Annotated in this window: 17 protein-coding genes; 6 read left to right on the forward strand and 11 right to left on the reverse strand. The window is 64.2% G+C overall.

Going from position 1 to position 9237, the window contains the following annotated elements:
• Positions 1-39: 39 nt before the first annotated feature.
• Positions 40-786: an SDR family NAD(P)-dependent oxidoreductase gene (locus H8M03_RS07050; protein ID WP_187478777.1), complete on the reverse strand. Its 747-nt coding sequence runs from the start codon at positions 784-786 to the stop codon at positions 40-42.
• Positions 787-905: 119 nt separating this feature from the next.
• On the opposite strand from H8M03_RS07050, the gene H8M03_RS07055 reads away from it, so the two are divergent.
• From H8M03_RS07055 to H8M03_RS07065, 3 genes are all read left to right on the forward strand, one after another.
• The gene (locus tag H8M03_RS07055; RefSeq protein WP_222931859.1) at positions 906-1226 is read left to right on the forward strand and encodes an ArsR/SmtB family transcription factor; all 321 of its coding nucleotides are present in this window, start codon (positions 906-908) and stop codon (positions 1224-1226) included.
• A gap of 38 nt (positions 1227-1264) precedes the next feature.
• Positions 1265-1786: a DUF3833 family protein gene (locus H8M03_RS07060; RefSeq protein ID WP_187478779.1), complete on the forward strand. Its 522-nt coding sequence runs from the start codon at positions 1265-1267 to the stop codon at positions 1784-1786.
• Positions 1787-1863: 77 nt separating this feature from the next.
• Positions 1864-2154: a hypothetical protein gene (locus H8M03_RS07065; RefSeq protein ID WP_222931860.1), complete on the forward strand. Its 291-nt coding sequence runs from the start codon at positions 1864-1866 to the stop codon at positions 2152-2154.
• A 136-nt stretch (positions 2155-2290) separates the two neighbouring features.
• Here H8M03_RS07065 and H8M03_RS07070 read toward each other — a convergent pair whose 3' ends face one another.
• From H8M03_RS07070 to H8M03_RS07080, 3 genes are read right to left on the reverse strand one after another with little or no spacing between them, the layout of a single operon-like run.
• Entirely contained in the window at positions 2291-2752 is a 462-nt protein-coding gene (locus H8M03_RS07070; RefSeq protein WP_187478780.1) for a YaiI/YqxD family protein, read from the reverse strand.
• The gene (locus tag H8M03_RS07075) at positions 2749-3099 is read right to left on the reverse strand and encodes a DUF1810 domain-containing protein (protein ID WP_187478781.1); all 351 of its coding nucleotides are present in this window, start codon (positions 3097-3099) and stop codon (positions 2749-2751) included. Before H8M03_RS07075 ends, H8M03_RS07070 begins: the two co-directional genes overlap by 4 nt.
• Positions 3089-3478: a DoxX family protein gene (locus H8M03_RS07080; protein ID WP_246448776.1), complete on the reverse strand. Its 390-nt coding sequence runs from the start codon at positions 3476-3478 to the stop codon at positions 3089-3091. Before H8M03_RS07080 ends, H8M03_RS07075 begins: the two co-directional genes overlap by 11 nt.
• 253 nt (positions 3479-3731) lie before the next feature.
• Between H8M03_RS07080 and H8M03_RS07085 the strand changes: the two genes are divergently transcribed.
• Positions 3732-4127, forward strand: a complete 396-nt coding sequence (locus H8M03_RS07085) for a PRC-barrel domain-containing protein (protein WP_187478783.1) — start codon at positions 3732-3734, stop codon at positions 4125-4127.
• Between the two features lie 118 nt (positions 4128-4245).
• Here the strand turns inward: H8M03_RS07085 and H8M03_RS07090 are convergent, their stop codons facing one another.
• From H8M03_RS07090 to H8M03_RS07105, 4 genes are all read right to left on the reverse strand, one after another.
• Complete coding sequence (locus tag H8M03_RS07090; protein WP_187478784.1) at positions 4246-4512, reverse strand: hypothetical protein; 267 nt, start codon at positions 4510-4512, stop codon at positions 4246-4248.
• A 228-nt stretch (positions 4513-4740) separates the two neighbouring features.
• Positions 4741-5007 carry a hypothetical protein gene (locus H8M03_RS07095; RefSeq protein ID WP_187478785.1) on the reverse strand — a complete coding sequence of 89 codons (267 nt, stop codon included), beginning with the start codon at positions 5005-5007 and terminating at the stop codon, positions 4741-4743.
• Between the two features lie 178 nt (positions 5008-5185).
• Entirely contained in the window at positions 5186-5443 is a 258-nt protein-coding gene (locus H8M03_RS07100; RefSeq protein WP_187478786.1) for a hypothetical protein, read from the reverse strand.
• 118 nt (positions 5444-5561) lie between these two features.
• On the reverse strand, positions 5562-6203 hold the full coding sequence (locus H8M03_RS07105) for a murein L,D-transpeptidase catalytic domain family protein (RefSeq protein WP_246448779.1): 642 nt from the start codon (positions 6201-6203) through the stop codon (positions 5562-5564).
• Between the two features lie 315 nt (positions 6204-6518).
• Between H8M03_RS07105 and rpsU the strand changes: the two genes are divergently transcribed.
• Positions 6519-6725, forward strand: coding sequence for a 30S ribosomal protein S21 (rpsU, locus tag H8M03_RS07110; RefSeq protein ID WP_187478788.1), 207 nt, complete (start codon positions 6519-6521; stop codon positions 6723-6725).
• Between the two features lie 38 nt (positions 6726-6763).
• Positions 6764-7315 carry an FKBP-type peptidyl-prolyl cis-trans isomerase gene (locus tag H8M03_RS07115; RefSeq protein WP_187478789.1) on the forward strand — a complete coding sequence of 184 codons (552 nt, stop codon included), beginning with the start codon at positions 6764-6766 and terminating at the stop codon, positions 7313-7315.
• Here H8M03_RS07115 and lepB read toward each other — a convergent pair.
• Genes lepB through H8M03_RS07130 form a run of 3 tightly spaced genes read right to left on the reverse strand, consistent with a single transcriptional unit; the run spans position 7305 to position 8923 of the window.
• Positions 7305-8159 carry a signal peptidase I gene (gene lepB, locus H8M03_RS07120; RefSeq protein ID WP_425506866.1) on the reverse strand — a complete coding sequence of 285 codons (855 nt, stop codon included), beginning with the start codon at positions 8157-8159 and terminating at the stop codon, positions 7305-7307. The two genes, H8M03_RS07115 and lepB, sit on opposite strands and share 11 nt — an antisense overlap.
• A 48-nt stretch (positions 8160-8207) precedes the next feature.
• Positions 8208-8615: a holo-ACP synthase gene (gene acpS / locus H8M03_RS07125; RefSeq protein WP_187478790.1), complete on the reverse strand. Its 408-nt coding sequence runs from the start codon at positions 8613-8615 to the stop codon at positions 8208-8210.
• Complete coding sequence (locus H8M03_RS07130) at positions 8612-8923, reverse strand: hypothetical protein (protein ID WP_187478791.1); 312 nt, start codon at positions 8921-8923, stop codon at positions 8612-8614. Before H8M03_RS07130 ends, acpS begins: the two co-directional genes overlap by 4 nt.
• Positions 8924-9237 lie beyond the last annotated feature (314 nt).

The following is a 9237-nucleotide window of genomic DNA, read 5'->3' on the forward strand; positions in this document are numbered from 1 at the left end:
GGGGAGGGAAGCACGCGCGCCGGGGTTCAGCGGACGGGCTTAACGCATCCCGCCGCTGGCATTGACCTTTTCGCCGGTGAGCCAACCGCTGTCGTTCGACGCCAGGAAGACCGCGACCTTCGCCACGTCGTCCGGATGGCCGGCCCGGCCAAGCGGGGTCTGGGCGACGATCTGGTCGACGAAGTCGGTGCCGCTGATGCCCGCCGCGCCGGTGCCTTCGGTTTCGGTATAGCCGGGCAGGATCGCGTTGACCCGGATGCCGCGCGGCGCCAGCTCCTTGGCCAGCACGCCGGTGATCGCATCGACCGCGCCCTTGGTGCCGCTGTAGATCGCCGATTCCGGGACCAGCACGCTGGTGATGTTGGACGAAATGTTGATCACGCTGGCCCCGGACTTGAGGTGCGGGACCGCGGCCTTGGTGGTCAGCAGGGTGCCGAGCACGTTGATGTCGAACTGGCGGCGATATTCGTCGACATCGACATTTTCGATGGCGGAAAAGCCGTAAACGCCGCTGTTGTTGACGAGGATGTCGATCTGCCCAAACTCGCCGATCGCCGCATCGACCAGCGCCGCAGCCTCGGCCTCGTTGCTGATGTCGCCCTTGACCGCGATGGCCTTGCCGCCCTGCCCCTTGATGGCATTGACGACCGCGTCGGCGCCGTCCTTGCTGGATGCGTAATTGACGACGACCGACGCGCCTTCGGCGGCGAGCGATCTGGCGATGCCGGCGCCAATGCCCTTCGATGCGCCGGTGACGATTGCGACCTTGTCCTTGAGCTTTGCCATATGGTGGCCCTTTCCATGGTGAGGCGGCCCGGGGATCGGTGCCGTTTAATCCCATAGTTCGGGAATATGGAACAATTGAACTGTGCTTCAAGAGGCCCTACATAATTTTTGTGAGACCGATGCTTCATCCCCCCGCCGACGCGCTCCGCGCTGAGGCAATCCTGCACGCGCTGGCCGATCCGGAGCGCGCGGCTATCTTTGCCGAGATTGCGGGAAGCGAGTGCGTCGAGCGCTGTTCCAACCTGGCCGACACGGGCAACCGGGTCATTCCCAAGTCGTCGCTGTCCCAGCATTTCAAGATCCTGCGCGAAGCCGGCCTGATCCGGTCGGAGCGTCAGGGTGTTGAACTGCGCAATTATTCGCGCTGTTCGGAAATCGACGAGCGCTTCCCCGGCCTGCTCAAATCGATCCTGTCGGCCTATCAGAGCCAGCAGGGCTGATCGCGGCACCGCGCGCCGCAAAACGCGTTCTTCGCCCGATGCGTGCTACCCGGATCGCTTTGCTGATCGCCCTCACCGGCCTGTCGGGATGCGTAACCATGCCGCGCATCGCCGCCCCGCCGGTCGCCGCGGCGGTCGCGCCGCCGTTCGATCCGATGACGTTCTTCAACGGGCGTCTGACCGGTGAAGGGCGGCTGAAAAAGCTGTTTTCCGGCACCGTGGCGACGGCGGTCGAGAGCCATGGCCGGGTCGAACATGGCGTGCTTTATCTCACCCAGACGGTGCGCGAGGGCGCCAAACCGGCCGAGACGCGGACCTGGTCGATCCGGCAGGTCGGCCCGGGACGCTATGCCGGCAAGCTCGACAAAACGCCCAATCCCATCGCCGGGGAGGCGGCCGGCAACCGTCTCCACCTCTCCTTCGTCACCAGGAGCGGCTATGCCGCTGACCAGTGGCTGACGCTCGCGCCCGATGGGCGCAGCGCGTACAACGAAATGCGCGTCCGCAAGTTCGGCATTCAGGTCGCGGCGTTGAGCGAAGTTATCCGCAAGGCGGATTGAGGGTTGCGCGGGCCCATGTTGCAGTGCAGCACGTTGTTCTTTGGCGCGGCTTCTCGCGCTTCCTCAAGGAACCGCCCATGACCCGCTCTTCTTCGCAAGCTGCCGACTGGTCGCGTCTGATGGTCGACGCATCGCGCCTGTGGGCGGATGCCGGGACGGTGATCGCGTTGCGGTCGTGGCGGATAATGGCCGGCGGCACGGACGCGGCGTGCGAGTTCGAGCGCATGATGAGCGAAAAGGTCGACGCGGCGATGGAGCTTGGCGCTGCGTTCGCCGGTGGCCGCGTGACCAGCCCCGAAGGGGCGTCGCGCACGGCGATGCAGGTGTTTGGCCGCAAGGTACGCGCCAATCGCAAGCGGCTGGGCTGACGGGACCGCGAGCACCGCCCTTCCGGCGTTCTTAGAGAACCACGTCCAGATCGAGTCGACAGGGGCCTCAGGCGTAACCCGTAGCGGATCGCAGGCCACTTTCGGCCTACCCGCAATCCAGCATCAAGTCGGCCGGTCAGCCCAAGCGCGCCAGCCGCACGAGCGCCGCGTCGAGCGACTGCAGGAAACGCGAACGGTCGGCTTTCGCGAACGGCGGCGGCCCGCCGGTGATGCCGTCGGCGCCGGCGCGCAGGTCGGCCATGATTGCGCGGGTGGCGATGGCGCCGCCGATGCTTGCGGCGGTGAACGGCTTGCCGGTGTGAGCCAGCACAGTTGCCCCCTTCTTCAGCGCGCGATCGGCCAGCAGGATGTCGCCGGTTATTACCACCGCGCGTTCGTCGGCGGCGTCGGCGATCCAGTCGTCCGCGGCATCGAACGCGTCGGAGACCAGCACGCGTTCGACCAGCGGATGGTCGGGTACCCGGATTCGTGCGTTGCTGACTACCTTCACCGGCGTCCCGTGGCGCCAGGCGACCTTGTAGACCTCGTCCTTGACCGGGCAGGCGTCGGCATCGACCAGGATGCGAAGGCCGCTCAAAGCCCGAAAATCTCCATCGACGAGTTGAACTTCATCGCGTCGACACTGCCGAACAGCCGCTGCAGGCTGTTACCGCCGGCAAGTTGGTCGCGGACGGCCGCGGTCGCTTCGCGCAACCGCGGACCGAGCAGGGGATGGGCGAGATAGGCGGCCGCTTCGTCTGGCCCCGACAAGCCGTAATAGAGCGCAGTGCCGCTGCGCCCCTGATTGCGGTGCTGCGGGAAGATGAACCACATCCAGTGGCTGCGCTTCTCGCCGGCGCGAAGTTCGGCCAGCGCCTGTTCGTACACGCCGTCGGCCTGCGCATCCACGAAGCGCTGGAGCAGGAAGGGGTCGTCAGCCGGCATGGCGCGGGGCCTTGCTGACCCACAAGGCGAGCCAGATCAGCAGCGGCTGCAGGAGCATGCGCGGTCCATGATAGGCCCAGCCGAGCTGCGGCCGGTCGCGGGCGAGGTCGATGATCATGTGGTTGATGTTCGCCGGGAATACGCACAGCGCATAAAGCGCGAGGCCGATGCCGGCCGAACGGCGCAGCTGCTTCGACCAGGGCTGGACCAGCCCGATCGCGCCCGCGATTTCCGCTGCGCCGGTGGCGGCGATGACCAGGCCTGGTTGCGGCACCCAAGCGGGCGTGATCGACAGCAAAGCCTCTGGGTAGGCAAAGTGGCCGACGCCGGCGATGAAGTAGAATCCGGCGAGCAACAGCCGGACCACCGTCCGAAGCAAGGTCCCGTCGCCACCTTTTCGAACGCCCCGACCTGCCTCTGCTGCCTGATTTTCTGCCATTTTCGGGGCTCTAGCAGCTTTTGGGAAGAAAGGCGGTCGAATCCGGAACACCTGGCCGTGCCATCCATTGGTTTAATGTACGGACAAGGCGCCCGACGGCGCTTTCACCACCGGAGCAGCGTCCCATTCCTGCGGCCTTTAGGCCCGAATGGCGCGGCGCGCCCGACACCAGACCAAAAAGGAGGAACTCCACATGGAGACCACCACACGCGACAATGAAACCAACGTTCTCGACAAAAACGAAACCCGGCGCCTGATCGCATCGGACAAGGTCGAGGGCACGACGGTCTACGATAAGGCCGGCGAGAAGATCGGCACCGTTCGCAAGGTGATGATCGGCAAGATGGACGGCCGCGTCCATTATGTCGTGATGGGCTTTGGCGGGCTGTTCGGCATGGGCGAAGACAATTACCCGCTGCCGTGGGACAGCCTCGACTACGACACCAAGGTCGACGGCTACAAGATGAAGAGCCTGTCGAAGGACGACCTCGACAAGGACAAGGCGCCCAGCTTTGGCCGCAACGAGGAACCGGACTGGTCGGAAGATTATGACCGCAAGATCCGGATGTATTACATCCGCACCGCCTGAACGGCTGAGCGATAATACGGGAAGGGCGGCCAATGGCCGCCCCTTTTCGTACCCCGGATACAGAAACACCGCCCCGGTTTCCCGGGGCGGTGCACGCGTGCTCACGCGTAAGTCTGACTTAGTTGACGCTGTTACCGTCGGCGTCCGCACCGTCGCGGACCGAATCGGCAGTTTCTTCACCAGCTTCGCGGGTGGCGTCGGCCTGGTTTTCCAGGCTGTCTTCCGTCGCTTCGGTGGTGGCGTTGTCAGCGGCTTCTTCGAGGTTGTCGGCGGTAGCTTCCGCGTTCGCCTCGATGTTGTCGGCCTGCTGTTCCTGGGGGCTCTGGTTGCAAGCCGCGAGCGCCGCAACGCCAGCCGCCACTGCCAGGGTGTGGATGATCTTCATCTGGTTAGCTTCCCTTGTTGTTCAGTTCGCCAAAGCGCTTCAACCGGGGTTGAAGTTCCGTGTGCGTAACGGAAGCGTATCGTGAAATTGTCACAATCGCCAGCGGCTAAATGGCGGTGGCCTATGGTTACCGCAAGGCTTTTGCGGCGGGCCGACGGCAAGGGGAACGCCGCCCTGGTTGCCCAAGGCGGCGCCCTTTGAACATCGAATGTCAGAAAACGGCCAAATTTATAGAGCGTGATGCCGGTCAGCAGATGATCCGTTGGCCGGCCGTAGCATGAAGGCATCGCCAGTCACCGCGTCCGGCAGACCGGCGTTTGCGTCCACCAGGTCCGCCTTGCCTTCGGCGGCAAGCCGTTCGCGCTGGTCGAAGAAGGCGGCGCGCTTGAGACGCTTCTTCAACGACAGCGAGGGGTTGTCGGGGGTCGGGCCGCGCCTGGCGCGGTCGACATGGCTCTCGGAAGAGCCGCTCGTCATGTTCGTGTGTGTCATCATAATGCGGATACTACCCGCACTCGGCACCCTCGGGAGCATGGTTATCGCCCAGCCGAAGAGGCGGAGAGCCGAAGTGAAGTCGGCCGTTGGCGCGTGCTTTGCCGCAACGCTCCGATCCTAGAATCAAAGCGGGCGCCCCAGAAGGGACGCCCGCATCCAGCACGTGCTCTTGCTGGAGTTAGTTGGTGTTGGTCGTCGTTGCGTTCATGTCCGTCGCGTTCATGTCCATCGTGTTCATGTCCGTGGCGTTCATGTCCATCGCGTTCATGTCTTCAGCATTCATCGTCATGCTGCCGTTCATGCTGTCGTCGACGATCACGTTTTCGACCGTCATGTTGTCGACGGCGAGCGTATTGTCTTCAGCGGCGTCGTTGTCCGCACAAGCGGCAAGCGCCGCAAAGCCGGCAATCGCCAGGCAGGTCTTGAGAATCTTCATGGTCTTTCCCCTGTTGCAAAAGGTCTAGGGGAAGGAGCGTTCGGCAGGCGCAAGGGTTCCATCGCGCGCCAATTGAACCAGGGATTTGGGAATCGTCCGACCAAGGGCCGGACGGGCGTTACGCCATCTTGTCGGCGAATATCATGCGGCCGCCGGCAAGCTTCTGCATCACCAGCCACTGGTCGTGGCGGCTGAAGGCAAAGCAGCCCTGGCTGCGGCCCAGCTTGCCATGTTCGGCAATGTTGTTCGGTTCGGCATACCAGGCGCTGTGAATGACGATCGCCCGGTTCATGGCATTGTTGTTCGACCAGTCGAGGCCGTTGAGCTTCAGCGACAGGCCATGCTTGCCATAATAATATTCGTCGGTGGTGTAGGTCCCGTTGGACGTGGCTTCCGAACCGGCGGCGTTGGAGAATTGCTCCAGGTAACCGCAATGCGCGGGATCCGAGCCCTTCCCGTGCGTGACGGTGTAGCTTTCGACCGCGCCGGAGCGGATGTCGACGACGTGAAAGCGCGGCTGAGCCGACGCCAGGCCGAAATCGACGATGCCCATGTGGTCGCGATAGCGGATCCGGTGCTGGTCGAGCGCAGCCTTGGCGCGCTGGAACAGTTGCGGATTGATGCCCGCGGGCGCTTGCGGAGCAAGGCCGAGCGGCGGCGTGACGGGCGCCGGTGGCTGCAGGATCATCGAGGGAAGTCCGGCCGAGGAGGCCGCGGAAGAGACCATCGCCGCTCCCGCGCCGATCGTTCCCCAACGCAATACTTCCCGCCGATTCAAAGTCATCTTCGCCCCTCTGCTCTGAAATTCTGGTATACCAAGCAAAAGGTTAACCGTGGCCAACAAAAGCTAGTAGGTTGCACGCTTCGCCGCTTCGCCGCTTCGATTCACCGCAATGAGGTCCAAATCGACAGAGCTTGAAGTTCGCGCGGCACGCTGGTAGTGGCCCGCCACCGCCCGCAGGCTCGGCTTGCGGCGAACGAATATATATGCGCCCCGACATTTGCCGAAACCGCTGCCCCCTGGGCCGCGTTGTTTCGCCGGGGTTCAAATCGAGAGGAGTTTGACGGGCCGTTTATGCAGATCATCGTTCGCGACAATAATGTCGACCAGGCGCTGCGCGCGCTGAAGAAGAAGCTGCAGCGCGAAGGCGTCTATCGGGAGATGAAGCTGCGCCGGCATTACGAGAAGCCGTCGGAGAAGCGGGCGCGCGAGCGGGCCGCCGCCATCCGCCGCGCCCGCAAGCTCGAGCGCAAGCGCGCCGAACGCGAAGGCTCGCGCTAGACCTTTCCTAACCGCGGGCGCCGCGCTAGGCGCCTGCCATGTCGTCAAGCACCACAGCCGCCACGCCGCCACGTACCGGGTCCCTCGGTGCGTTCTGGCTCGTCATCCTCGCCCTTGTCGCAGCGGGCGTCGCCCTCGCCTGGTATTCGACCAGCGGCATGCGCGGCGAGACCCTGCCCAGCGGAATCGTGATTCGCACCGTCCAGGCGGGCACCGGCGCGCCGATCGGCATGCAGGACGGCGTACTGATCAATTACGAAGGCCGCCTGCCCGACGGCACCGTGTTCGACAGCAACGCCGGCAGCGGCCCGTCGCCGATGCTGGTCGGCCAGACGGTGCCCGGCTTCGCCGAGGCTCTGACCCACATGCAAAAGGGTGGGTCCTACCGCATCCGCATACCGTCGGAGCTGGCCTACGGCCCGACGCCGCCGCCCAACAGCCCGATCCCGCCCAACGCCGATCTGGATTTCGACGTGCAGGTCGCCGAGGTGGTGCCTAACGCCGCGCAGGCGATGGCGCCGCCGCCGTCAGCGGCGCAGCCGCAGGGCAGCGAAGCGCCGCCGCAACCGCAGCCGCAGCCTAGCGAGTAGCCTCCGCCGGCCGCGCATCCTGCTGCGGCCGGAGAGAGTTGCCGGCGCGCCCGCCGCGCAACGCTTCGAACCAGCTGACCGGGTTGAGCAGCTTGGTCGTCCCGTCGAGCGAGAAGGTCAGGAATTCGGCGCGACCGCCGATATTCTCCCACGGCACCGGGCCGCCCAGGCCGTTGTCCGGCGGGCCGGCCGCAAAGCGGCTGTCGGCGCTGCGGTCGCGGTTGTCGCCCATCAGGAACACCTGCCCCGGCCCGACCGTCACCGGGCCGTAGTCGTCACCCTGGCTCTGGCCCAGATCGATGGTGTCGTAGCTCACGCCGCCCGGAAGCGTTTCGCGAACGATCGGCAGGCGGCAAAATTGCTGGCCGTTCGGGCCGTCGACGAGGAAGCCGGAAAATTCGATACCGCACGGCGCGTTGGCATCGACCGGGACCATCGCCGGCTGGCGCCGTTCCCATTTGACCATTTCGCCGTTGAGGAACAGGCGACCGCGGCGGACCTCGACCGAATCACTGGGAATGCCGATCACCCGCTTGATATAATCCTCGTTGCTGCCCGGCGGCGTGACGATGACGACATCGCCGCGCTTGGGCATCTTGCCCAGCAACCGTCCCTGCCAGTGCGGCAACAGGTGGAAGCTGGGGCTGACCCACGACCAGCCATAGGGATATTTGCTGACCACCAGCCGGTCGCCCTTGAGCAATACCGGCATCATCGATTCCGACGGAATGTAGAATGGCTTGGCGATGAAGCTGTGGAACATCAGCACCGCCAGCAGCACCCACAACAGGCCGCGGATCTCGCGCCAGACGGCCGAGCCCGTGCTTTGCTTCTCCGTCACCACGAGATCGCCGTTCTCGTCGTGGGCGAGCGCCGGATTATCCTCGGCCAATCAATTCTCCATCTTGCGGGCGACCAGCAGCACAATTGCCTGCGCCAATGGGTATTCGTCGGTTAGTGTGAGGTGAACGTCGACCGCGTGGCCGTCCGGCGTCATCGCGTCAAGCCGCGCCCGAGCGCCGCCCGTCAGCGCCAGCGTCGGCTGCCCCGACGGCAGGTTGACCACCCCGATGTCCTTCATGAAAACGCCGCGCTTGAACCCGGTGCCGACCGCTTTCGAAAAGGCTTCCTTCGCGGCGAACCGCTTGGCCAGCGTGCCCGCCCGGGTGAACGGCCGCCGCGCCGCCTTCGCTTTTTCGACGTCGGTGAAGCAGCGGTCGATGAACCGGTCGCCGAACCGCTCGAGAGATTTTTCGATACGCCGGATGTCGCACAGGTCGTTGCCGATACCGATGATCACAAGACACCAACCCAACGAGAGAGCAGCAGATAAGACGCGATAGAGCCAACCAGTCCGGCAGCCAGGCTGATGTAGGCCTTCAGGACTTTGCCACTGCGGTAACGAACAATCGCGATCACGATCCCGGCAAGCGCGATGCCGAGTGTCAGCAGGCTTCGTTCGGAAAACACTTTCAGGATCAGGTCTGTCGGTGCACCGGGCATTTTGCCGAGAAGAATGCCGAGTGGGAGCCAGACGAGTGTCGACGTCAGCCATAAATAGATGGCGGCTGCAACGACGAACAAGAGAACAGGGACGGCGCGATTCACCGCGCTTCGTCCATCAGGGCGCGCATTCGGCGGACGCTGTCGTCGAGGCCGGTGAAGATCGTCACTGCCAAAGAATCACTGCGAATTGCACAAGCGCAATTCCGACCATTGCTCCGAGGCTAGCGGCTCGCTTAGTCCAACTCTTCGCGCGTATCGCGTATTCAAGAGCTGCAGCCGAAGCGACAAAGCAGCCAATCCAAGCCACACCCAGAGGCTCCAACCACCCGCCAATCGCGAAAATCAACAACAACAATAGGGTCGAAAAAGCGAGTGCTACCGCGGCGCTAGCCCACAGGGCATATCGAGCGAATACG

It is taken from the genome of Sphingomonas sabuli, assembly GCF_014352855.1.
In the GTDB taxonomy this organism is placed as follows: domain Bacteria; phylum Pseudomonadota; class Alphaproteobacteria; order Sphingomonadales; family Sphingomonadaceae; genus Sphingomicrobium; species Sphingomicrobium sabuli.